We start from the raw sequence: 24,694 nt of genomic DNA on the forward strand, positions 1-24,694 counted from the left end.
CCCTTATTATTGATTTTTGCAAAAATAACAGCTTCTTAAAATAAATTCTGTCTTAAATTGTTTTGTCAAAACAATTACTTACTTGGCATTGTCATAAAGCCATCATCTTTAATGTAATGCTTTCCTTTGATGATATCGTACTGAATCATCTTATAATCTTTGAGCAATGTCTTTTGGTTACTAGTTAGGCTACTATTGTATATCTGTTTTCCTTGGTCATTCAAATATATATTTCTTTTATCGCTAGTTTGCCAAACATCCGATCCACTCTTAGCTAGTGCATTAGAAGAGGCTGGTAATTGTTCTCTTAACTCAGTCAGCATTGCCAAAAACGGTGAAATTTTAACATTCATGTGTTCAGCTGAAAGAGCTTGAAAATAATTTGGTGACGTATAATTCGTATTATCACTTAATTTTGTCGCATGTGTTTTGCTGGCCTTATTGGAATAGATAAAATAATCAGTTTCATGAAGACTTAATAGATTTTCAGAGTTTGCCATTTCACTATCATAAATACCAGGCAAATGATCTCCATACCAAACAACCGTAATTGGACGCTTTATTTTATCCAATTCATCAATAAATTTCTGAGTTGCACTATCCGTGTAACTCAATCCTTGCACATAAGTTTTGGCTTCTGTTGATTCCCATGGAGTACGGTTATAACTTGACTTGATATTAAAAGTATATTTTTTGTACCAACTATCATAACTTAAATGGTTTTGGATGGTTGGCATTTGAAGAAATTGAGCTTTTTGAGTTTTATGTAGCTGCCAAAGAATGTTGTCATAAGCCGATTCATCACTAACGTATGGATTGTTGTCTATATGTTTCGAATATTTAACTTTTGGACTGTACAATGAATAAAATTTCTGGAAACCAAATTTTTTATATACCGTTGATCGATCGTAAATGACAGGTAAATAGGGATGAATGGCATTCTTAATTGACCAAGCATTACTGATGTTTGGCGTGTATTTAGATGATTGGACTACTTGGACATAAGGAGAAGTCACAGTTGGTAAAAAATTAGTTAAGGACAGCCCAGTTAGGGCTTGATACTCTAGATTAGCTGTACCGCCGCCATATCCCGAACTCAGCATTAAACCAGAAGTGGTCTTGCTTTTAATGTTCCTAATTTTTGCAATCGGATCAGGGCTAACCGTTAGGCCAGGTACACGAGTTGGGTCAGAAAAACTCTCACTGAGAAGATAAATAACAGTTTGCTGATTTAAATAGTTTTTACGCGATTTATTTATTTGCTTTGCAATTTTGACATACTTTTTATCAAGTTTGGCCATTGTTTCTTTAGAATATCCTTTAGGTGCCGTCATGATTTTATCGTCAAAAAAACGCATAAAGGAATATATTGCACCATTAGTGCGTTGATCATTATTCGTATCCCAAGGAACTGGCGAATCATTAAATTTGTCAGCAACTTTATTCGGCCAAGTATCTGGTGTATAAAGATCGCCAGCAGAATAAATCACTAAACCAGATAACAGCAATAAGGGTACCCGAACATACCAATTAGTAAATTTTATCCTTGCATCATATTTTCTAAAAAGCAGATAAATTAAAGCAACTGCAAGTGCAGTAATAACTATTATTAGTATTAACGCTAACGGTTTAATACCGACAAAACTAGTTAATGCAAAAGGGTTGGACAATTGTGACAAGTCAGATGGAACAATTGCTTCATTTCGATAAATCAATTTTTGTTGATTAGCAATGCCAAAAATAATAAAAATCAGATTGTTCAAAATAAAAGTCAGCCAAAAACGATTCGTAATAGCTAAAATAAAACCAAAAAAAGCCAACACAAAAATTAAATTCAAAATAAATTGATGATTCTGGCTACCAGGAATAACACTATTTATAATAAAATTCGACGCTGACTGGACTCGCTGCACCATGGTTTGATTCATATTCACTTGAATCTTAAATTGGACAAACCAAATTACCAGAGTCGAAGAGGCTAAGACTAAAAAAGGATAAAAAAACCAACGTGGTAAACCAATACTGGCAGCCATGGATGGATTTTTTTTTGACTTAAAATTATTGACCTTATGAAAAAACTTCTTACATGCTTCTTTAAATTTCAAAATCTCTTACTCTTTTCAAACCAATTTAAAACATCAAAGCATTATACAATAATTTAATTAATCTATGATTAATAAAAACCAGCCTTCATTAAAATACAAACTGGTTTCTTTGCAATTAATAATTATGATCAAAACGATAGTCGGCTGGCAAATTAAATTCTTGCTTGACCCTGTTGAAAGTCGCGTTGATAACTTGATCCATATCGAAATAGCGATAAAGACCAAGACGACCGCCGAAAATAACTTGATCTTCATGTGCTCGAGCTAATTTGGCATATTTTTTATAGGTTGCTGTGTTTTTTTCGTTATTGATCGGGTAATAAGCTTCTTTGCTGCGATCCCAATCCTGTGGATATTCACGCGTAATGATCGTCTTGCCATGATCGGCCAAACCATCAAAATGACGCCATTCCATGACTCGTGTATAAGCTGTCTGTGCATCGGTATAATTAATGACCGAATTTCCCTGATAGTTATCTGTATCGAGTGTCTCTGATTCAAATTTCAAACTTCTGTATTCCAGTTCGCCAAATTGGTAATCAAAGAACTGATCTATCATGCCTGTATATACAATCCTGGGAAACTCTTTTAAATAATTGTCTTTATCGGCAAAAAAGTCTGTATCTGTTTTCACATCGATCAGACCAGAAGCCAGCCACTTGTCAAATAGCTGCGTGTAACCACCGATCGGGATGCCTTGGTAACGATGGTTGAAGTAGTTATTATCAAAAATGAAGCGCACTGGCAGTCGTTTGATAATAAAGGCAGGCAATTCAGTTGCTTTTCGGCCCCACTGCTTTTCTGTATAGCCTTTGATCAGTTTTTCATATATATCAGTCCCGATCAAAGAAATGGCTTGCTCTTCTAAATTACGCGGCTGGCCACTGATACCAGCTTCTTTTTTCTGCGCTTCGATCTTAGCCTTGGCCTCAGCCGGCGTCTTGACCCCCCACATTTCATAGAAGGTATTCATATTGAAGGGCAGATTGTACAGTTCCCCTTTGTAATTAGCGATGACCTGATTTTGATAATTATTGAAATCAGCAAAATGATTCACAAAATTCCAAACTTCTTGATTATCGGTGTGAAAAATATGAGCACCAAAATCATGAACCGTAATACCGTGCTCACTGTGCGTATGCATGTTGCCGCCAATATAGGGCCGTTTTTCGATTACAAGCGAGCGCTTGCCGATTTTAGCGGCTTCATAGGCAAAAATAGCACCAAAAGGGCCTGCACCAACGATCAAGTAATCATAATTTTTTGTATTGTATTTATTTGCCATTTTTTCCTCCAGTTAGTTTGCGCATCAGAAAACGCCCGCCTTTATTGATCCAATTCTGTTTTTCTTCAAAAACAAAGGGTACTTCTATGTACTGCTTATTGTTAGCATCCAAGAAAACATCCAAAAGTCGTTCGCCGATGAAACCAAAAACCCGTTTTTCATAAGGATCGTAGCCACTTGTATCGATCTCTTTTTCAAGACTGAATAAAATTGGAAACATCCAGCTGGCATATTGGTCAAGCTCGCTACGCGACATGATCAGCATATTAAATAAATGCTGGTCGGTCTTTTTTAACACCTTATCAAAGCTTTCCTGATAATGCGCATCCATTAACTCGCGCGCCTTATCCAGCGGTTCTTTATGATGAGCATGAACATAATGTGAATAGTTGCTTTCGATGTAATAGCGGCGCTTTTTCGGTAGAATAATGCGGCTCGTCTCTAATAAATTCCCCAGCTGATCATCGGTCAGAATATTTGCGAGACCCTTTTTATGATTCAGTGAAAAATAACGTCGATAGTGAACCAAACCGATCACATCGGCATCCGAATTCTTCCAAGCCCAGTAAAGCGCTGTCAGTTCATTAAAAGAGGAATTTTTCGCACTGATATTGTCGCCGCTATCATCAGCGATCCAGCCAGCCGGCAGGTCCAAGGGGTTATTTGATTTAGCATGTCCGACCCAAATTGGTTGATATAAAGGGTCTTTAGGCATTTGGTAAAGCTTGTGAGAGGCAATATAGATTTTGGCTTTCATCAGTAAGCACCTTCGCGGGAAAAGATGGCTTTCATTGTCAAATAGACGATGTACCAGTCATACCAGAATCCGATGTGATCAACGTACTCTAGGTCTACTACAGCTCGCTCAGGATATTTAATATCAGAACGGCCGGTTGCCTGCCACAATCCCATCGCACCCGGCAAGACGCTTAAGAATTTATCAACATTCTTACCATAGTATTTCAATTCTGGTTCTGTGACCGGCCGCGGCCCAACGATCGACATTTGTCCCAGTAAAATATTAAACAATTGCGGTAATTCATCGAGACTTGTCCGCCGCAGCAAACGACCGAATCGTGTGACCCTCGGATCTTCGCCAGCCGGGAACTTGTAATCATTGTCAACGAATATTTTGTAATCTTCAGGGTGGCGCTCAAAATAGGAATCAGCATCAGATCGCATGGAACGAAACTTGACTAGTTTGAAATGCTTATGATTTTTGCCCACGCGATCGTGATGATAAAAAATAGGGCCTTTAGGGTCGTGATATTTTTGCAAAATAATCAAAATCAAAAAAAGCCATGACAGCAGTACGAAACCGACAAGGCTTCCGGCAATATCGATCAGTCTTTTAAAAGGTATGTAATGTTTCTGCGACTCACTCATTCTTTGTCTTATTATAACTAAATAGATTAAATCAAGATTTGTTCCGAGACAATTATTAATAAAAAACTAACTTGGTGTGTTTTGATCTAAAATTAGAAAGTCTGATCATGAAAAACTTTTATCATAAAAACTACGAAATTATTGTCTATTTGATCTTTGGTGTTTTAACAACAGTCGTTTACTTTATCGGTCGTTTTTTAACGGTCGCGCTGAGTCAAAATGCCCTCTTAGCAGTGGTTGCTGCCCAATCTGCAGCAATTATTTTTGCTTTTGTAACGAACAAGCTTTGGGTCTTTAAACAAGCCGAAAAAAGTTCGCTGCTCACACAGTTTTTAAAATTCGTGGCTGCCCGACTATTAGTCTTTTTTCTCGATCTCTTCGTGACTTGGCTTTGTATTGAAAAATTCGGTGCTTTTTTTATTAAATTCTTTGGCTTGAATCAATTGACTTACACGGCCGGTCTGACGCAATGGCCGATCGTCAAAAGCTTTATTGGATCACCAGTATTAGCCAACACTTTTATCTGGTCAATGGTGATTCAAGTAGCAGCTATCATTTTGAACTACATTTTCTCAAAATTATTTGTTTTCAAAAATAAAAAGCAGTGATCAATTGATCACTGCTCCTGCTTCGATATTATCTGGCAATTCTGTCACGATCACATTGCCGTCGGCGTTTTCCGCACAAAGAATCATGCCTTGACTGATTTCACCAGCCATTTTTTTAGCTTGTAGATTAGCAACGATCACAACAGTTTTACCAACCAGCACTGACGGATCTGGATACCACTCGCGAATACCTGAAAGAATTTGACGACCGTGATCACTGCCATCATCGATCTGCCATTTGATCAATTTTTTAGAATTAGCCAAGAAGTCCCCAGACTTGATTTTACCGGCAATTAACTGTAATTTGGCAAAGTCATCATAATTGATTTCCTCAGCTTTTTGCTCCGAGTCTGCCTGTCTAGCTTTTTCTTTAGCTACTTCCATATGAGCCCGCCCTTTTCCTTTGGTATCCTTTTTGACTAATCCAGAAATGAAGGCGACTTCGGCTTCAACATCAAGCCGTGGAAACAAAGGTGTTGGTCGTTCTACGACTTTACCACCAGTCAGCAGATCAGCAAATTTCAGTCCCGCAATGGCCGGCAGAACTGCTAGACCCAGCTGTTGACAGATCTTGTTTGGAGATTGTGTGAGAGCCGGCTGCAATAATGCGGCGATCACACGCAGCGAGGCTGCTAAATGGGCCATCGCATCATCTAGTTCGGCTTTTTTGCCTTGCTTATCAAGGGACCAAGGCTGCGTCTCATCAATATATTTATTCGTCCGGCGAATCAAAGTCCAGACAGCTTCCAGGGCATCAGCGGTGTGGACCTCGGCCATTTCACTCTTAAAGTCGTCAATAGCCTGCTCAGCCGTCGCTTCCAGGTCAGCGTCTTGTTCAATACTATGGTTGATTGGCGGAATCAGGCCGGTTTCATAACGGTTGATCATTGAAACTGTTCGATTCAATAAGTTGCCTAAATCGTTTGCTAGATCAAAATTGACACGATTCACAAAATCTTCCGGTGAGAAAACACCGTCATTGCCAAAGGGCATGCTGCGCAAAAGATAGTATCGAACAGCATCCAATCCATAACGGCTTTCCAAAGTCTCTGGGTAGATCACGTTGCCCTTGGACTTGGACATTTTCCCGTTTTTCATGACCAGCCAGCCATGACCGAGGACTTCTTTTGGTAAAGGCAAGCCTAAAGCGTGGAGCATGATCGGCCAATAAATCGTGTGGAAACGCACGATTTCTTTGCCAACTAACTGGACATCGGCCGGCCAGAATTTTTTAAATAACTCGGGCTGCTGATCGAAATCACCAAGATCCGGATCATAGCCAAGTGCCGTAATATAATTGGATAAAGCATCGATCCAAACATAAATAACATGTTTTTCATCGCCTGGAACCGGTACGCCCCAATTAAAGCTGGTGCGTGTCACAGCCAGATCTTCTAGCCCCGGCTGAATAAAGTTCGTGATCATTTCATTCATGCGGCTGGAAGGCTGCAGAAATTCAGGATGTTTTTTGTAATAATCCAATAGCCAGCCAGCGTACTTGCTCATCTTAAAGAAATAAGTCGCCTCTTTGACAAGCTGAACTTCATGGCCTGAGGGCGCTTTACCACCAACCACTTTACCCTTGTCATCACGGTAGACTTCGGCTAATTGCGACTCAGTAAAATATTCTTCATCGGAAACAGAATACCAGCCGACGTATTCGCCTTTATAGATATCACCCTCATCCATAAATTTCTTGAAAATATGCTGAACGACCCGTTCGTGATAGTCATCGGTCGTCCGGATAAACTTATCGTAAGATATATCCATTAATTTCCAGAGTTTTTTAATACTGACGGCCATTTCATCTAGGTAATCAATTTCAGATTTACCAGATTCTTGCGCTTTTTGCTGAATTTTCTGACCATGCTCGTCGGTTCCAGTCAGTAAAAAGACGTCTTCGCCTAAAGCTCGATGAAAACGCGCTGCAGAATCAGCTAAAACCGTTGTATAAGTGTTGCCCAATTGCAGTTTCCCCGATGGATAATAAATCGGTGTCGTAATATAGAATTTCTTTTTTTCAGTCATGGCAAATGAGCCCCCTTCAAAGACATATTTCTATTATAAACACGGATAGCATTACTATGAATAGTGATGAAGAAAATTAACGACAGTCAAAATAAGATGAAACGTGCCTTATCAAACCGGCAAGTTCAGCTGATCGCGATTGGCGGCACGATCGGGACAGGTCTTTTCTTAGGGTCTTCACGTTCGATCGCATTGACGGGTCCATCGATCATGCTTGTCTACTTCGTGGCCGGCATCTTTATGTTCATGCTGACGCGGGCCATGGGCGAAATGCTCTACATGGATCCCAGCCAGCATACTTTTATCAATTTCATTACGAAATATCTAGGCAGACCCTTTGGCTTTTTCTCAGGCTGGACCTACTGGCTGTCAATCATATTTATGGGGATGAGCGAGTTGACAGCGGTCGGCATCTATTTTCAATTTTGGTTTCCAAAACTACCGATGTGGCTGATCCAATTAGCCTTTCTACTCGTGATCATGTCGATTAATCTGATCACGGTTAAATTTTTCGGCGAGGCTGAGTTTTGGTTTGCCATGATTAAAATTTCTGCGATCCTCGCTTTGATATTGACTGGTATTTTTATGCTGGCTGTCCATTTCAAAACACCAGTCGGTTACGCTGGTCTCAGCAATATCACAACTGCTTTCCAATTCTTTCCTAACGGCTGGACAAAATTCGTGATGGCTTTTCCAATGGTCTTTTTCGCCTACCAAGGAATTGAGTTCGTCGGTATCACGACCAGTGAAACGAAAAATCCGCGCAAAGTACTGCCGAGGGCGATCAATCAGATTATTTTTCGTATTTTGATTTTTTACATCGGCGCACTGCTGGCCATTATGGTGATTTATCCTTGGCGTTCTTTGGATCCGCAACAGTCGCCATTTGTCTGGGTCTTTAAGTTGTTAGGCATTAGCTGGGCAGCGGGTCTGATCAATTTCGTTGTGTTAACAGCTGCTGCCAGTGCCTTGAATTCTGTTCTTTATTCAGCCGGACGTCATCTTTATCAGCTGGCACTTGATTCCTCAGGCTCTTTTAAGCATCACTTCGCCGTGATTAGTCAAAAAAGCGTACCGGCTCGCGCGATCTGTTTTTCAGCTTTGACTGTTGCGATATCGCCAATTATTTATGTGATCCCCAGCGTCCAGGATGCCTTTTCCGTGATTGCCAGCGTCAGCTCCGGTGCCTATTTATTGATTTATATCCTCACGCTTTGCGCACATCGCAAATATATCGACTCCCCAGACTATCTGCCAGACGGTTTTTTGATGCCGAAAGCAAAGATTTTCGACCCTTTAACGATCGCTTTTATGTGCTTTATTCTGCTATCCATGCTCTTTCAAAGCAGCACACGTCCAGCTGTGATCGGGACAGTTGTTTGGATCGTCGTCTTTGGCAGCTATTCGCTGGCAAAACATAAAAATTAAAGCATCAAACGAATGGAACGATCCAGTTCGGAAGCGATTCCTTGGCGTTTTTTCACGAGATATTTCTTAAAACGCTGTAAAAAATAGCTAAGTGTTGCGGCTTCATCTTCATCTTCCAGCAGCCGCCATAATCTGATCACGTTTTCCGCTCGCGCCTGACCTTTTGCTTCTTGACCGATCGCAATTTCATAGAGACTTAATTGAAATAAATATTCCGCGCGAAAACGAATATCAGGTCTCAGATCCAGACGCGCTTTTAATGTATCCAATAATACTTTAGTTGTCGGCAGATCATCATATATTTGGCTGGAGATCACTGACAAAATAATCTTATAATCCTGATCCGCGAAATCATTTTGTCCAGATAAATTACGAAAATAATCACTGGATCTCAGGGCTGATTTCAATAACAGCATACGCGTTTGTGCATCAAAAGCCGTAGAGAAACCTGTGTACAAATAAACTTCAAACTTGCCCCAGATCTCAACATTGAACAAATACTTTAAAATTTCGTGACTAGCTTGTTTGAACTCGGCAAACGTTTTATGATTTTTTTTTGGATCATTTTGGCCGCTGTTAACGTCATCAGAAGACTGGTTGATAAAATGCAGCAGGATACCTAAATACTTCGCTGCTAAATTGCTTGGATCAGCAGCATAATCACGCGCGACCTCCTTTTCCAACTGACGATTTTCGGCTAAGTTCTTGCTATCGCCATCCCCATCCTGCATGCGTTCAGCTAAACGACGAAAATAATCCGGCAGCTGGCCATTTTTTTGTCGGAATAAAAACTCATCCGGTGTCACTTGAATTTTAGACAGCAAACGAAAAAAACGATCAGCTGATATCTTCGTCTGCCCTTTTTCAAAACGCCCGATCAACGAGCGTGATAATCCATCTTCGGCTAGATCCGTCAGACTGAGATTTTTTTCGATGCGAATCTGTGAAAAAAGACGGCCATAGTTGTTTTCTGTATTCATTATGGGAATATATTCCCATTTTTTAATATTTTTAGCAATTCTCTTAATAATGATTTTATCTAGTTGAAGATAAATTGTTTATCACATATTACATTGACACAAACAGTAATATGTTATAAATTATATGCAGGCGATCGAAGGAGCAGAAATGAAAGAACTTATCCGCAGCAATAAAGCATTTAGAGCAATTATAGTCAGTGACTTGTTTGAGACGATCGGCGCGGTCCTTTTCAATATCGTCTTTTTGATTTATGCCGCACAACTGCCAAATAAGACGCTGGCCATTTCCGTCGTCTCATTTATGGCAGTGATGCCAATGGTGCTGCAGGCTTTTTTGGGAAACATGGCTGGCCGCATTAAGCAACCGATCAAATACATGCTGGATCGGCGCTTGTTTCAAACTGTGCTGTACTTGCTGGAAGCCGGCTTGTTCTTTTTCGGTGATCTGAAATCCTGGACTATTTTCATCCCGCTGCTATTGATCAATTTTGTCAGTGATCTGACTGGTGGTCTTTCTTCAATGGTCTCAATGCCGATCATCAAGCATGTCGTTCCTAATGAAAAACGAGAAGTCGCAAATGGCCTGCAAACGGCTATCTCAAGTATTGTCAGCATTGTCGGGCAAGTACTTGGTGCGACGCTGATCGTGATCATTAACTACCGCTATGATGTTTTCGCACTGCTGAACGCTTTAATGTTTGCCATTGCCTTCTTAGCCCTTTTCAGTTCAAGAACACAACTAGAACAGGCTGAAACCGAATCACAGATCGCAATCAAGCAGTCTCGTGCCGCAGCTGAACCAAGCTCAGCTAGCAGTCCTAAAAAGGCTGGTGTTTTAAAAATGATTTCAGCTTCGCCGATCGTACTCTTTATTCTTGTCTTTGGCGCGATGATCAATTTCTTCGGTACGCCCGTAGATGCCGTCTTAAATTTAATGCTGCTATCGCATCATGCGTTGTATTTTCCACCTTTATTCAATACTTATGGTCAATCAGTCGCGGTCTATGGTTCAGTCTTTTCGATCGGCATGATTATCAGTGCTTTGCTTATGGAAGATTTCCTCGGCAAAATGAAAATTACAACGATCATTATTCTGCTGGAGTTTGTCATGGCAGTGTTGGGTCTAACGACAGCTTTCTTCCCAAATCGCTGGCTTCTCTTAATTCTGATGTTTACCATGGCATATATTTTGGGAAAATTGAATCCTAAAATCGGCGCCATGATGATGCGAGTCGTACCCGAACATCAATTAGCGGCCATTATGGGTATTTTCGGTTCGATCATGACACTGGCCATGCCGGTTGGCCAATTGGTCTTTTTGACGATCGCCAATGTCTACCGACCCGCTGATGCTTGGCTGGTAATGGGTATTAGTTCAATTTTCCTGTTTGTTTTATCACTCGTTTTTTATCGAAAAAGTAATCTAACAAGCGATGATGACGCAGCGACCCAGACAAATTTAGAAATTGGACAAAAATAAAAGCCGCTTCAAAGGAGCGGCTTTTTTATAAAAGGACCAGTAGCCATCATTCGCTAGCTAATGATTCAATTGGATCAAGTTTTGCAGCTCTTCTTGCCGGCAACAAGGCTGCCAAGAACGAAATAACGATCGCGATCACAAAGGCAAAGCCAACATTTCCAGGTGTGATAATGACCATATTGGCTTTAGCCAAACCATAGAGTGCTTTATTAGCTAGTCCACCAATGCCAAAGGCTAGGACAAGGGCTAGGACAGCCGAGAACAAACCGATCAGAACAGATTCGCCTGTGAAGAGACGGCTGATATCGCGTTTTCCCTCACCCAAAGCACGTAGAACACCAATTTCTTTGGTTCTTTCAGAAACACTCATATACATCGAAACAATAATCATCAAGGCTGAAACAACTAGCGAAATACCAGCGATCGCCGCAAGAACGTTCGTCGCCAATTTAACATAAGAACTGACCGTGTTAAGGATATCGCCCACTGTAATGGCACCAAAAGCATACTTACCATTTATTTTCAGATCGTTGACTTCTTTAGCAACTGTTTTCGTGACATTGATCGACTTAGCATTAACAGAGACAAAACTAGCATCGGTCGTGGCACCAGCTTCTTTTAAGATCGCCTTCATGGTTGAATAATTCGTAGCAGTGATCGCACCAGCTTGACCGCCGTCCGCAATACCAACAACTTTCAGATCATGTTTCACTACCACAGGCTGCTGCTTGCTGTCGATCCAAGTAAAACTCAAACTGACTGTTTTACCAATTATTTGCTTGTACTTCTTCGCTCCTAGAAAACTTTGTGCTTGCGATTTGTCAATCACGATCTCATTTTTACCAGGCTTAGTACCGCTTTTGACCGTGCCGTTAGCATAAGCCTTAGTCCAAGTCTGAAGACTGCTGCCGGTAATCGGCTGGGCATTGCCAGTCAGTGTTAACGTGTATTGACTGAATTGATAGCCGGGTTGAACAGCACTGACATTTTTCAAAGTTTTCAGCTTCGCTAGCTCAGAGGGTTTGATCAGCATCGCAGCCGGATTAGCTGAAGATTGTCTGATCGAACTAGTGAACTCAGCTTGGCTCATCTGTTTGCCGCTCGTATTTTTCATCACAGTAACAGAGGACGGATTGACCAAGGAATTTATCTGCTGATTAATAAAAGCAGAGATCCCGTTTCCCAAACCGGAAAAAAGCAAGACAGCAAAAATACCAATGCCTGTTCCCAGCATAATTAAGAAATTGCGCCAGAAATAATACATCGTGTGTTTGTAAGCATTTTTATAAGCGGCCGCGACCCCTAATTTTTTTGAAACAAGCCTTTTGCTCTTTTCCGTCGGTGCCGGATACTTTTCACGATTAGCCTGATCATGGTCAATGACACCATCCGACATGTGCACGATCCGCGTACCGAAATGAGCTACTTCTTCAGAATGGGTCACAGCGATCACGAGTTTACCTGATCGTGCGATGCCTTCCATAATTTCAAGTATTTCATCGGTGTTTTTCGAATCCAGGGCACCAGTCGGCTCATCAGCAATAATGATTTCAGGATCAGAGGCCAGCGCACGTGCAATTGCAACACGCTGTTTTTGACCACCGGACAACTGATTAGGATGTTTTTTAATATGTTCTTTAAGGCCAACTTGCTCTAAAAGATCCTTGGCACGCTGTTCTTTTTCAGCCCGCGTCAGCGTGGTCATGTCTAAACTAACAAGAACATTATCCAAAACAGTCAAATGCGAAATCAGGTTAAAGCTCTGGAAAATGAAACCGATCGTTTCACGCCGATAAGCATCCATTTGTTTTTCTGTGAAGTCCCGCGTCGAAACACCGTCTAAAATGACATCACCATCGTAATCGTGATCCAATCCGCCGATAATATTCATCAAAGTTGATTTACCACCGCCAGACTCGCCCAGGATACTAACGAACTCGCCTTTATCGAATTTGAGATCAATACCCTTTAAAACAGGGAATTTTTCGGTTTTGTTTAACGTATAAGACTTGTGAATATTTTTTAGTTCAAGATATGCCATTATCGCTCCTCTTTTTGATTAATAAATACATGGTGTTGAATTTTTCTTTTAGTTGAATTTTGGAAATATCGGTGTTCGGTGATCGAAGCGCAAAGTCAACGCAAACACCATGAACTAAATTCAAATAAATTTTAACTAAGCTTTCAGCTGAAAAATCAGGTCTTAATTCGCCCGAAAGCTGTCCTTGTTTCAGATTTGCGATCCAAGTATTGTCAAAAAAATCATCGTAACGCTTATTTTCCTGACCCAGCTGTGGAAAAGTCTTGACTGCATCAACCATCAGAATCAGCGTCGCGCCTAAGTCGGATTTTTCATCTGCAAGCAGTTGATCATATACTTTTGCAAAAGCTAAATAGAACGCTTGAAAGCTGTCGAATTTTTGTTTTGCAAAGGAGGTAATTTGCGCATCGACAAAGGCCGTCGAAGACTGCATCAAAACCTGCAAGAATAAATCTTCTTTGCTAGAAAAATAATTATAAAGTCCACCCTTAGACACATCGGCAGCTGTGATGATATCTGAAATCGATACCCCTTTATAGCCATGGGACAAGAATAATTGCATGGATGATTGTAAAATTCGCTCTTTTACCGTCATGTTGAAACCGACCGTTCGGTCTGAAATTAGTTTATCACAAGTTCTCAAAGCTTTTGGCAAACGAAGATTAAATCAGAGATAAAATGAGAGCATGGTTTTATCTCAAATAGAAGCAGAAAAATTAGCAAAAATAGATCATTTTATGCGTGACACCTTAGCGTCAGACCAGTCTGGCCACGACAGTTCGCATATTGATCGTGTCCTAGCATTGGCAAAAAAAATTCTTATCAACGAACCGCAAGCAGATGAATTCATCGTCTTGGCTGCTGCAACTTTGCACGATACTTATGATGATAAATTATTTAAAGACCCTGCAGCAGCAAAAAATAAACTGGCTGAGTTTTTGCAAAGTATCAGTGTTGATAGCCAGAGTATGTTTGAGATCATCGATAATATGTCCTGGTCCGCTCAAGTCTTCGGCCATCGCAAAACATTAGATATTAATGGCCAAATCGTTCAAGATGCTGATCGTCTAGAGGCCATTGGTGCAATTGCGATCATCCGAACCTTCAAATATGGTTTTGCGCATGATCAAATTGATTATGATCCAGCGATCAAACCGCGCGATTTAACAAGCAAATCTGAGTATCGCAATGAAAAACAGCCTATTTTGAATCATTTTTACGAAAAATTATTTAAAATCAAGGATTCCCTGAATACTGAAACAGCAAAAAAACTTGCCGTGAAACGCGACAAGTTTATGCATGATTTTGTGGCGGAATACCTAGCAGAATATCAGCTAAAAGCTTAAAAAATTAACTGTCGAGCTGATCATCACTAAAAATCAGTTTGCCATTCGCTTTGATCGCAAAAGTTTTTTTCGCAGCATTGGCGGTTAATTCAGCCAGGTCTTGGCCGTTAGTGGCAGTACGGACAATTTTGACCTCGTTTTCACCAATAACCTCGACTTGACTATCACCATTTAAATCAAAGGCAGCAAATTGATTACGCCATGTCAGTAAATGCAGCAAATATGCCACAACTGGCCGTTTTACCTCTTGAGCTACTTCTTCTTTACTGTAGTAATGGCGATTGATATTACGGCCTTCTTTCGTCTTTTCCAGCAAATCAAGATCATTCTCACCCGCCAGCAGACCAACATAATAAATTTGTGGAATTCCCGGCGCGAAAATTTGGAAGATCCGAGCCAGCAGATAGGCTTTATCATCATTTCCAAGTGCTGAATAATAGGTTGAATTGATCTGATAAATGTCCAAATTATTGTAAGCAGCTGATGAATAAGTTTTTTTAACGTTCGCACCAACTTTATACAATTCACTGGACGTGTAATCGATCTCATCGTCAGTCAAAACATCACGCGCATCAACAACACCAATGCCGTCGTGTGTATCCAAAGTCGTGAATTGTCTTTTTGGCGACATCTTCAGCCATTTAGCTAGTTGCTTGGTCTTACCGGAATAAAGCGTATACAGCGTCACTAAAGGTAGAACAAAGTCATAGGTAAAGTAACCATGGGCATTGATTTTAGCAGGAATAGCATAATGTTCATGAATTTCCGGCAGGATCTCAGCTTGCAAAGGCGACAGAATCTGTCGGACCGATTCCAGCAGATCCCAAATTTCCGGTTCAATGAAAAAGTCATTGGTATCGATTTTTTTGATTGCATAAGCGAAGGCATCTAAACGAATCAAATCGGCACCATGTTTGACCATTGTCTCTAAAGTATCCTTAAAGAACTTTTGTGCGACTTTGGACTTAACATTAATATCGATCTGTTCGTCGCCAAAAGTGTTCCAAAGGTGTTCTTGGCTGCCATTTTTAAATGTGATTTCCTGAATCGGCGCTTTATCTTTGCGCTTGTAAATTAAATCGACATCAGCCTGTGTTGGGCGGCCTTTTGGCCAAAACTTTTCCCAGCGGATAAAGAAATCGTTATATTTGGAATCATCTTTCTTATCTTTAAAATCCTGATACATCACAGATTCGCGTGAAATATGGTTGATCATAAAATCAAACATTAAATAATACTTGTCGCCTAAAGCTTCGACGTCATGCCAATCACCAAATGCTGAATTAACTTTTGTATAATCGGATGGCGCAAAACCACGGTCTCCAGTCGAAGGGAAAAATGGCAGTAAATGAACGCCTCCGATCGCCGGACCGATATCCGTTTGTAAAACATCTTGCAACTCTTTAATATTTTTACCGAGCGAATCAGCATAAGTGATCAGCATGGCTTTATTTTGAACTGGCATATTTCCTCCTGACGTTGTTTTTTGCAAACAAACGCCTGTACATTAATCAATACAATTATATTATAAAGGATTGACAATTAACTTTGTGTCATGTGACTCCTTGATAAGCAAGACTTAAAGTTTGCTAATAATACAAAAAAATTCCCGCTAGGCAGGAATTTTGACAATGAATTTTCAATTAAGGCAGTGGATTAACAGAGGTCTGATACAAGTCGTACCATTCTTGGTTCGTCAAATGAATACTATCAACATCAGCCATTTCCTTAATGTGATTCGGCGACATACTACCAAGAATCGTTTGAATTTTAGCTGGATGTTTTAAGATCCAGGCGACGGCGACACCGCTTTTTGTCGCCTGATACTTGTCAGCTATTTGCTGCAATAAGTCATTGAGTTTTTTGAACTTGGGATTATCAATAAAGACACCGGCAAACATACCATATTGGAAAGGCGACCAGGCTTGGATCGTCATTTTGTGCAGACGCGAATAAGTTAAAACATCAAAGGTACGGATGTGGTTTTCGTAATCTGCGTTGCCGCTGATATTCAAGTGAATGTTTTCTCTGATCATGTCAGCATGAGCAAGACCAAACTGAAGCTGATTCACTTCTAAACGCTGACTAACCGACTGCTGCAGCAGATCAACATCATAAGGGGTGAAATTCGAAACACCGAAATGCAGCACTTTACCAGATGCTTCTAACTGGCTAAAAGCTTCTGCGACCTCATCAGGATCCATCAATGTATCCGGACGGTGAAGCAGCAGAAAATCAACGTGGTCAGTCTGCAAGCGCTGCAATTCAATATCAACTGCAGAAATCAAATGATCACGAGAAAAATCGTAGCGAAAGCCCTTCAAGCCATCCCCGTTGATCTGTCCATCTTTTATAATAATGCCAGCCTTTGTTTGAATATGAATTTTATCGCGATCAACACCAACATCTTTTAAAGCCTGTCCAAAGACCGTTGATGATACACCAGCACCATAAATATCAGCTGTATCGAAATAATCAATACCGGCTTCTAGTGCTGCAGAAACAGTTTCAGCTGCTTGTTTGGCATTACGATCATTGATACGCATCACACCTAAAGCGATTTGACTAGCAGTTAAACCAGACTGCCCTAATTCGATTTGTTTCATATATTTACCTCCTGGCAACAAAAAAATCGAAGCATTGCCTCGACTTAATTTTACTCTGATAAAAGAAATGAAAATTAAAAATCAATTATCACTTCTAGCAAACTTGTTATTCATTAAATTCGAGACTGTAAAGAGGACTTGGTCTAGTAGGTCTTCGGTCTCATTTTTAATTTGGTCCGTGATTTTTTGATTGGCGGCCTGCAAAACATTAGTTAACTCAAGACCAGTCTTGCCAATCGCCGTTTGATCAGCGGCCAACAGATTGGCGTGGCCCAAACTCAAAGTAGTTTCTTGATAGCGTTCCAAATCAGCAACGACATCGCGGTAGTGGGAATCTGCCAATGCAGCGATGATCCGATTGACCCAATAATAGTTTTCCGAGGTAACACGAGCTGTCGTATCTTTCAGATAACTGGGCGTATCTTCGATATTTGTATAAAACGGAATCAGAGTGTTAAAAGGCATCGAACCATAGGCGATCCACTGAACGGCTTGGTTTGCTTTTGGCTGGTCCGGCCGGATCTGCAAAACAGACAACTCACCAGTCCGATTAATACCGATCGGACGAAATAGGTGTTTTTCATCTTCAGTTCCAGTCGTACCATAAGGATCATAAACTGTATCCTGATAATGGCTGGACAATACGTACTTCACATCTTCGATCGTAATCTTATGTGTCGGTTTTTGGACAAAAGGAATATGGTCGCTCATCGGTTCTTGATCGATATTCGCTGTCAAAGCCTTCTGAATAAACCAGGCTCTCGGCGTATTGTAATGGTGATCAATATCGGCATGCGAACCAAAAGTCAGACGGCTGTTGACCTTGCCATCAAAGGATAGATTTAAATGATTGTCCTCGATAAAAGTCTTTAAATCAGCTGAGTAAAGAAAGTTATCTGGATCATCAAAATTAATTTCCTGAATGCCCAATTGGTTCGGCACCGTCACATAAGCATCGTCAGGCACCCTTTGTGCTACCCAATGATGACCACCAACTGTTTCTAAAAACCAAATCTCATCAGCATCAGAAAAAGCAATGCCATTGCGCTCATAAGTTCCAAACTGCTCAAGTAAAGCACCGAGCCGGGCCACGCCTTCTTTAGCAGAGTGAATGTAAGGCAGCACGATCGTTAGCAGATCTTCTTCGCCAATGCCACCAGCGACCATTGGATCAGCACCCAATACGCGTTCGTTGGTCGTGATCGTTTCCGTAGCACTCATAGCGACATTATCAGCATTAATACCAGCTTCACCCCAAACACCTTCGACAGGAATCGCGTTTGGTGTCGACGTATAACGCAGCGGATCGTCAGGCAGATCAATTTGGACTTTTGAAATTTTCGAAACATAATGTTTCGGCTGATCGGCCGCTTGAACTACGATGAATTTCTTGGCTTCAAAAGTACCGTTACCAGAATCTTCGGTTCTAGCCACAATGGTCGAACCATCATAACTAGCCTTTTTCCCAATCAAAATCGTCGTGCACGATGTTCCTAAAAACTGATTTTTCATATTTTAAGTCTCCTGTATTGATGTATATTCAGCATACAAAAAAAGCCGCTAAGCGACTTGAATAATTACTTAAGTCCGTATTTTTTATTGAACTTATCAACGGCACCATCAGCTTGGTTGATTTTTTGCTTGCCTGTATAGAATGGGTGCGAATCAGAAGTAACTTCCACACGTACCATTGGATAAGTCTTACCTTCGAAATCAGTCTCGCCTTGCGTTTTTGCAGTTGAACCGGATAAGAATTTAGCACCAGTCGTTGAATCAACGAAAACAACTTGACGATAATCTGGATGAATATCTGCTTTCATGTTTTTCTCCTTAATGCCCTTTAGCCTGAAGCTAAAGAGTCAGTCATAACCCTAATATAATACCAGCTCATGCACATCATTTCAAGGCGTCAAACTTGGCAGATCCACATCTAAAATGGCTACAGAGGCGCCCAGATTAGTTAGTTTCTGTTGAATTTGTTCATAGCCTCGTAAAATATGATCAGCATGGTCAATGATCGTCTGGCCATCGGCCATTAATCCAGCAATAATTAAAGCTGCACCGGCACGAATTTCGGCCGCTTGCACATCGGCACCGACCAATCTAGGTGATTCATTAACCTGAATGAGACCGCCTTCTAATGATGAAATATCACCACCCATACGCCTTAATTCAACAATATGACGAATCCGCTGGGGATAAATCGTATCAATAATCGTTGAAACGCCTTCAGCCTTCATGAGCAAAGGGCTGATCGGCTGCTGAAGATCAGTTGCAAAACCAGGAAAGGGTGCAGTAGTGATCGTCACTGGTTTTAAATGTCCCGTAGCCGGCACATAAATCTCATCTTCAGAAATACGCAAACGAACACCCATTTCGATCAGCTTGGAAGTAAAAGACTCTAAGTGTTCAGGAATGACATTTTTAACAGTCACGCCATCACCCATGGCCGCAGCAGCCGTGATGTAAGTCCCAGCTTCGATTCGATCTGGAATAATTGTGTGAACTGCCGAGGAACGCAGCACTGGTACACCCGAAATACGAATCGTATCAGTTCCAGCACCACGAACATTAGCACCCATATTATTTAAAAAAGTTGCTAAATCAATAATTTCAGGTTCACGGGCGACGTTTTCCAAAATCGTCAATCCTTTAGCGCGAACAGACGCCATGATCAAATTCATCGTTGCACCAACAGAGACTTTATCAAAAAAAATCTCGGCACCATGCAATCCTTGCGGTCCGGTCGTGATATAAATCGTATCGTTTTCTTCACGGACTGATGCGCCTAATGCTTTGAAACCTTTGATATGCTGATCGATCGGTCGCGGCCCAATATTATCCCCACCAGGAAATGTAACCGTTGCTTTGCCAAATTTTCCGAGCAAAGCACCCATAAAATAATAAGAAGCCCGTAAAGATTTGATTGCATTTTTCGGCAGCGGCGCTTCGATTATATGAGTCGGATCAATCTCTAAAAATCCATTTTCAAAAGTCGAAAAAACATTCATCGAACGTAGGATCAATTGAAGATTTTTAACATCTAAAATTGCAGGAACCGTGTCAAAACGCACTGGTGTTTCCGCAAGAATTGAAGCTGGGATCAAGGCGACTGTGGAATTTTTCGCACCGCCGATCGTCACTTCACCATGTAGGCGCTTGCCGCCGTTGATTAAGATTTTGGTCATTTATATTAATTTTAACTTATAATTTGCCATATTTCAGTGTTTTATTTTGTCTTTAGCAGCTAGAGCTGTACGAATAAAGGCCGCATAAAGGCCTTCAGGACGCTCTGGACGGCTTAAAAATTCAGGATGGTACTGGACGGCAACGAAGAAATCATTTTGAGGATACTCAATAATTTCTACCAGAGTGTTGTCCGGCGAGGTACCAGAAAATACCATACCAGCTTTTTCAAATTTTGCTCGGAAATCATTATTAAATTCATAACGATGGCGATGGCGTTCAGAAATTTGTGAAACATTGCCATAAGCTGCCGCGGTCTTGGTGCCAGCTTTTAAAATAGCTACGTAAGATCCCAGGCGCATCGTACCACCAATTTTTGTGATCTTTTTTTGTGAGTCCATCAATCCGACAACTGGATAAGGTGTCGCCGGATCCATTTCAGTCGAGTTGGCATCTTTTAAACTAACAGCATCACGCGCAAATTCAACCGAAGCCATTTGCATGCCCAAACAAACACCAAAGAAAGGAATATTATTTTCCCGCACATACTTGATGGCCGAAATCATGCCCTCGGTTCCGCGTTGGCCAAAACCGCCTGGGACGATCACACCATCCATACCAGCTAATTTTTCGGCAATGTTGTCGTCATTTAATTCTTCTGAATTGACACTCGCGATAGTCACATTAGCATCAACAGCATAACCGGCATGTTTTAAAGCTTCGTGGACAGAAATATAGGCATCTGGTAAATCTGTATATTTACCAACTAGTGCGATTTTGATGTGTTTGGAAAGATGACGAATTTTTTCAACCAAAGCCCGCCACTGCGACAAATCGGCTTTTGGTTGATCGGCCAGACCGAGTTTGTCCAACACCACTTGGTCCATATTTTGAACAGCTAAATTCAAAGGAACGGCATACAAAACATCCGAGTCAACAGATTGAATGATCGCATCTGTTGGCACATCTGTAAACTCCGACAATTTTTCTTTCATGCCCTGTGTGATAGCTTTCTCAGAACGTGTGACGATCATATCCGGCTGAATACCCATACCGCGTAACTCGTGTACCGAATGCTGAGTGGGCTTGGTCTTCAATTCACCAGCTGCCCGCAAAAATGGCACCAAAGAAACATGAATATAGAAAGTATTATTTGCGCCAACTTCTTTTTTCATTTGGCGAATCGCTTCAATAAAAGCCATTGATTCAATATCGCCGATCGTACCGCCAATTTCCGTAATGATGACATCAGCGTTTGATTCTTTGGCACCACGAAAAATTTTATCTTTGATCGCATCAGTCACATGGGGAATTACTTGTACCGTGTGCCCCATATAATCACCGGTCCGTTCACGATCAATGACTTCTTGGTAAATTTTACCCGAAGTCACATTTGAATACTTATTTGTATTGATATCCATAAAACGTTCATAATGACCGAGATCCAGATCTGTCTCAACACCGTCGTGTGTGACAAAAGTTTCACCATGTTGATAGGGTGACATCGTACCTGGATCTGGATTTAGATAGGGATCAAATTTTTGAACAGTGACAGTCAAACCACGAGATTTGAGCAAGCGACCCAAACTAGCGGCAACAATGCCTTTTCCAAGCGAAGAAACAACACCGCCTGTCACAAATATATACTTTGTTTCTTTCGTTTTAATCATAAAAATAAAAAAACTCCCGGCTTATTAGGTTAGGAGTATGGCTCTATTGATTAGAGCGCCCTTATTCACATTACAAGTCTCAGCGGCAATCGTCAAGCCTGTCCAAAACACCGACTACGATATTAACGATTAATTAGACTTCTTCGTCACCATCGCTCAGATCATCAAGATCGTTGTTATCTTTAACAACATCCAGGCTTTCATCCGTTGTATTCAGAGGAATATCACCATCATTGTTGTTTTTGCTGATTGAATCATCTGAATCGCCATTAGCGCTATCACTATTTGAATCATCATCGTCGTCATCATCATCGTCTGAATCAGAGTCGTCATCATCTGTATCGATCACATCATCATCATCTGTATCGGAATCATCAATGTCGATCACATCATCATCGCTGGCAGCGGCCTTTTTACGCCGCTTTTTCTTAGGTTTTTCATCTTCTTCATCGAGATCCTCATGAATTGATTCATTAATAGAATCAATAGCGAACCAAGAACGCAAAGCCCACTCATTTTCACCCATGCTGATAAAGGAGCCGTCAGCATTGAGGTCAGTGTAAACTTGAACGATCGTCTGATCATCAAACTTTGTGCCACGAACTTTTTCCAACTCAGCTAATAAATCTGTGAATTTAGTCTGCTTGCGTTTTTTGTTCAAAAGTTCGCGGGCTAATTCGATGTTGCTTAATTCTGCAACTTGTTCTGTTGTGTCATCTTTTAAAGCCATCTATATTCCTTTTCTGTCTAATATGCTAATCTATCGTACTAACCACCGGTGAAAATTGCAAGGTTAAATCAAATTTTCCTAAAGAATCTTCATCTGCAAACAGTTCGTATTTAATATGGAGAGAACCAGTGGCATCAACTTGATCAAAATCAAAGATTTTTGTTTTGACAAACATATCGATCGTACCTTGATCAGTAGCATATGTCGAAGCAACGCGATCCATTTGTATATCGTAGACCAAGGCTGTTTTGCCGCCATGACCAAAGTACACGGCTCTCGTCTTCTCAGGTGCGATTTCCAAACGGACCAATTGTCCCTCGATTTCATAAAGAATCGTCACAGATGTATCAGCGTTTAAAATGAATTTTCCTTGTGCTTTTTGGTCAATTCGCTGCTTTTCTCCAGCTTGTTCGATTTTTGAGTTGATGCTAATATCAATTTCTGCTTCAAATTCTTCTGTCATTAATAAAAATTATACAGTTGTTCGCGAATAGTCTAAAATTTAATTAATGACTATTCTTAATTCAGAAAAAGTTTTCCGAGATCCTATACTCGGATTCATTCACGTCGACAATTCCATTATCTTAGATTTAATCAATTCCCACGAAATGCAGCGCTTGCGTCGTATCAAACATCTAGGTGTTGCAAATTTAGTTTTTCATGGCGGCGAACAATCGCGCTTTCAGCACTCGTTAGGTGTCTACGAAATTTCTCGGCGCATGATCACAGCTTTGGATCATCATGAAAAATTCGATTATGAACAGGATTGGGACCACAAAAATGATTTATTGGTCCAAGCGGCTGCCTTGCTGCACGATGTCGGTCATGGCGCCTATTCACACACTTTTGAGCATTTGTTCAACACGATTCATGAACAATTCACACAAAAGATTATCGTTGATCCCAATACGGAAGTTAATGCTATTTTAAAAACTGTTTCGGCAGATTTTCCGGCTAAAGTCGCAGCTGTGATCGGTAAAAGCTATCCCGATAAGCGCGTCGTACAAATTGTTAGCTCACAGCTGGATGCCGACCGGATGGATTATCTGCTGCGCGATGCTTATTACACCGGGGCAGAGTATGGCCGCTATGATATTGAGCGGATTTTGCGTTTAATGCGGCCGGTCAAAGATGGTTTTGTTTTTGACATTGCTGGTGTTCATTCGATCGAAGATTATGTCATTTCACGATATCAAATGTATTTACAAGTTTACTTCCATCCTGTTTCACGCGGCATGGAAGTCGTCTTAGAAAATCTTTTAAAACGGGCTCAGGTACTCTTTGACAAGAACCCAAATGATCCGATCTTTTTTGACCTGATCAAACCAATTTTTGCTTTAAAAAATGACATAGATCTGAAAGATTACATTGCCTTGGACGACTCTGTTTTTAATACAGCTTTTAATGTTTGGCAAAATGTTGATGATCCAATCTTGTCAGACTTGTCAAAACGCTTTTTGGATCGTAAACCTTTGAAGTCAATTGTTTTAAATGACAAAACCAGGCCATTGATCGATCATTTAAAAGCAAAAATTCAAGCTAGAGCTTTTGATCCAGAATATTACACGGGTGAAAATGATGCAACGGATCTGCCTTACGAAAGCTATTCGCCAAAAACCGGCGAAGAAGGCATCAAATTCATTTATCCAGATGGCAAACAAGCTGAATTATCACAGCTCAGTCCTTTGGTCGAAGCTATCAATGGCAAAAAATCGATCGATCGGCGCTTCTTTTTCCCCAGAGAGCTGCTGGATGATGCAGAAGTGAATGCACTTTATTTAAAATATAAAAAAACATATTAAAAAAAAGGGCCAT

At 40.8% G+C, this 24,694-nt stretch carries 21 protein-coding genes; 5 read left to right on the forward strand and 16 right to left on the reverse strand.

Annotated elements, in window-relative coordinates; all coding sequences use genetic code 11:
- Nucleotides 1-74: 74 nt before the first annotated feature.
- From DLJ48_RS03080 to DLJ48_RS03095, 4 genes are all read right to left on the reverse strand, one after another.
- Entirely contained in the window at nucleotides 75-2,033 is a 1,959-nt protein-coding gene (locus tag DLJ48_RS03080) for an LTA synthase family protein (protein ID WP_128685811.1), read from the reverse strand.
- A gap of 187 nt (nucleotides 2,034-2,220) precedes the next feature.
- Complete coding sequence (gene glf, locus DLJ48_RS03085) at nucleotides 2,221-3,390, reverse strand: UDP-galactopyranose mutase (protein WP_128685813.1); 1,170 nt, start codon at nucleotides 3,388-3,390, stop codon at nucleotides 2,221-2,223.
- A complete protein-coding gene (locus tag DLJ48_RS03090; protein ID WP_128685815.1) occupies nucleotides 3,380-4,147 on the reverse strand; it encodes a DUF4422 domain-containing protein in 768 nt (255 codons plus the stop codon). Before DLJ48_RS03090 ends, glf begins: the two co-directional genes overlap by 11 nt.
- The gene (locus DLJ48_RS03095; protein ID WP_128685817.1) at nucleotides 4,147-4,776 is read right to left on the reverse strand and encodes a sugar transferase; all 630 of its coding nucleotides are present in this window, start codon (nucleotides 4,774-4,776) and stop codon (nucleotides 4,147-4,149) included. The genes DLJ48_RS03090 and DLJ48_RS03095 overlap by 1 nt, the downstream gene beginning before the upstream one ends.
- 107 nt (nucleotides 4,777-4,883) lie before the next feature.
- Between DLJ48_RS03095 and DLJ48_RS03100 the strand changes: the two genes are divergently transcribed.
- Nucleotides 4,884-5,384, forward strand: coding sequence for a GtrA family protein (locus DLJ48_RS03100; RefSeq protein WP_128685819.1), 501 nt, complete (start codon nucleotides 4,884-4,886; stop codon nucleotides 5,382-5,384).
- Here DLJ48_RS03100 and metG read toward each other — a convergent pair whose 3' ends face one another.
- Nucleotides 5,385-7,412, reverse strand: a complete 2,028-nt coding sequence (gene metG / locus DLJ48_RS03105) for a methionine--tRNA ligase (protein WP_128685821.1) — start codon at nucleotides 7,410-7,412, stop codon at nucleotides 5,385-5,387.
- 66 nt (nucleotides 7,413-7,478) lie between these two features.
- Between metG and DLJ48_RS03110 the strand changes: the two genes are divergently transcribed.
- Nucleotides 7,479-8,840: an amino acid permease gene (locus DLJ48_RS03110; protein WP_128685823.1), complete on the forward strand. Its 1,362-nt coding sequence runs from the start codon at nucleotides 7,479-7,481 to the stop codon at nucleotides 8,838-8,840.
- Here the strand turns inward: DLJ48_RS03110 and DLJ48_RS03115 are convergent.
- Nucleotides 8,837-9,820, reverse strand: a complete 984-nt coding sequence (locus tag DLJ48_RS03115; RefSeq protein ID WP_128685825.1) for an Rgg/GadR/MutR family transcriptional regulator — start codon at nucleotides 9,818-9,820, stop codon at nucleotides 8,837-8,839. The two genes, DLJ48_RS03110 and DLJ48_RS03115, sit on opposite strands and share 4 nt — an antisense overlap.
- Nucleotides 9,821-9,968: 148 nt before the next feature.
- Between DLJ48_RS03115 and DLJ48_RS03120 the strand changes: the two genes are divergently transcribed.
- Nucleotides 9,969-11,300, forward strand: coding sequence for an MFS transporter (locus tag DLJ48_RS03120; RefSeq protein WP_161566102.1), 1,332 nt, complete (start codon nucleotides 9,969-9,971; stop codon nucleotides 11,298-11,300).
- Between the two features lie 46 nt (nucleotides 11,301-11,346).
- Here DLJ48_RS03120 and DLJ48_RS03125 read toward each other — a convergent pair whose 3' ends face one another.
- Both DLJ48_RS03125 and DLJ48_RS03130 read right to left on the reverse strand, forming a co-directional pair.
- A complete protein-coding gene (locus DLJ48_RS03125; RefSeq protein WP_128685829.1) occupies nucleotides 11,347-13,341 on the reverse strand; it encodes an ABC transporter ATP-binding protein/permease in 1,995 nt (664 codons plus the stop codon).
- A complete protein-coding gene (locus tag DLJ48_RS03130) occupies nucleotides 13,328-13,903 on the reverse strand; it encodes a TetR/AcrR family transcriptional regulator (RefSeq protein ID WP_161566103.1) in 576 nt (191 codons plus the stop codon). The genes DLJ48_RS03125 and DLJ48_RS03130 overlap by 14 nt, the downstream gene beginning before the upstream one ends.
- A gap of 124 nt (nucleotides 13,904-14,027) precedes the next feature.
- On the opposite strand from DLJ48_RS03130, the gene DLJ48_RS03135 reads away from it, so the two are divergent.
- Nucleotides 14,028-14,687: an HD domain-containing protein gene (locus DLJ48_RS03135; protein WP_128685833.1), complete on the forward strand. Its 660-nt coding sequence runs from the start codon at nucleotides 14,028-14,030 to the stop codon at nucleotides 14,685-14,687.
- 4 nt (nucleotides 14,688-14,691) lie between these two features.
- On the opposite strand, the gene gtfA is transcribed toward DLJ48_RS03135, so the two are convergent.
- The 8 genes from gtfA to DLJ48_RS03175 all read right to left on the reverse strand — a co-directional run bounded on the left by gtfA (nucleotide 14,692) and on the right by DLJ48_RS03175 (nucleotide 23,342).
- The gene (gtfA, locus tag DLJ48_RS03140) at nucleotides 14,692-16,152 is read right to left on the reverse strand and encodes a sucrose phosphorylase (RefSeq protein WP_128685835.1); all 1,461 of its coding nucleotides are present in this window, start codon (nucleotides 16,150-16,152) and stop codon (nucleotides 14,692-14,694) included.
- 178 nt (nucleotides 16,153-16,330) lie between these two features.
- On the reverse strand, nucleotides 16,331-17,293 hold the full coding sequence (locus DLJ48_RS03145; protein WP_128685837.1) for an aldo/keto reductase: 963 nt from the start codon (nucleotides 17,291-17,293) through the stop codon (nucleotides 16,331-16,333).
- A gap of 81 nt (nucleotides 17,294-17,374) precedes the next feature.
- A complete protein-coding gene (locus DLJ48_RS03150; RefSeq protein WP_128685839.1) occupies nucleotides 17,375-18,805 on the reverse strand; it encodes a C69 family dipeptidase in 1,431 nt (476 codons plus the stop codon).
- Between the two features lie 65 nt (nucleotides 18,806-18,870).
- On the reverse strand, nucleotides 18,871-19,113 hold the full coding sequence (locus tag DLJ48_RS03155) for a type B 50S ribosomal protein L31 (RefSeq protein ID WP_128685841.1): 243 nt from the start codon (nucleotides 19,111-19,113) through the stop codon (nucleotides 18,871-18,873).
- A gap of 81 nt (nucleotides 19,114-19,194) precedes the next feature.
- Complete coding sequence (locus DLJ48_RS03160; RefSeq protein WP_128685843.1) at nucleotides 19,195-20,481, reverse strand: UDP-N-acetylglucosamine 1-carboxyvinyltransferase; 1,287 nt, start codon at nucleotides 20,479-20,481, stop codon at nucleotides 19,195-19,197.
- Between the two features lie 33 nt (nucleotides 20,482-20,514).
- Nucleotides 20,515-22,149: a CTP synthase gene (locus DLJ48_RS03165; RefSeq protein ID WP_128685844.1), complete on the reverse strand. Its 1,635-nt coding sequence runs from the start codon at nucleotides 22,147-22,149 to the stop codon at nucleotides 20,515-20,517.
- Nucleotides 22,150-22,282: 133 nt separating this feature from the next.
- Nucleotides 22,283-22,879 (reverse strand): DNA-directed RNA polymerase subunit delta, encoded by a 597-nt coding sequence (gene rpoE / locus DLJ48_RS03170; RefSeq protein WP_128685846.1) that lies wholly within the window; start codon nucleotides 22,877-22,879, stop codon nucleotides 22,283-22,285.
- A gap of 25 nt (nucleotides 22,880-22,904) precedes the next feature.
- Nucleotides 22,905-23,342, reverse strand: coding sequence for a YwiB family protein (locus tag DLJ48_RS03175; protein WP_128685847.1), 438 nt, complete (start codon nucleotides 23,340-23,342; stop codon nucleotides 22,905-22,907).
- Nucleotides 23,343-23,388: 46 nt separating this feature from the next.
- Here DLJ48_RS03175 and DLJ48_RS03180 point away from each other — a divergent pair, with 46 nt between their 5' ends.
- A complete protein-coding gene (locus DLJ48_RS03180; protein WP_128685849.1) occupies nucleotides 23,389-24,681 on the forward strand; it encodes an HD domain-containing protein in 1,293 nt (430 codons plus the stop codon).
- Nucleotides 24,682-24,694: the final 13 nt, after the last annotated feature.

The organism is Oenococcus sicerae (genome assembly GCF_004102045.2).
Classification (GTDB): domain Bacteria; phylum Bacillota; class Bacilli; order Lactobacillales; family Lactobacillaceae; genus Oenococcus; species Oenococcus sicerae.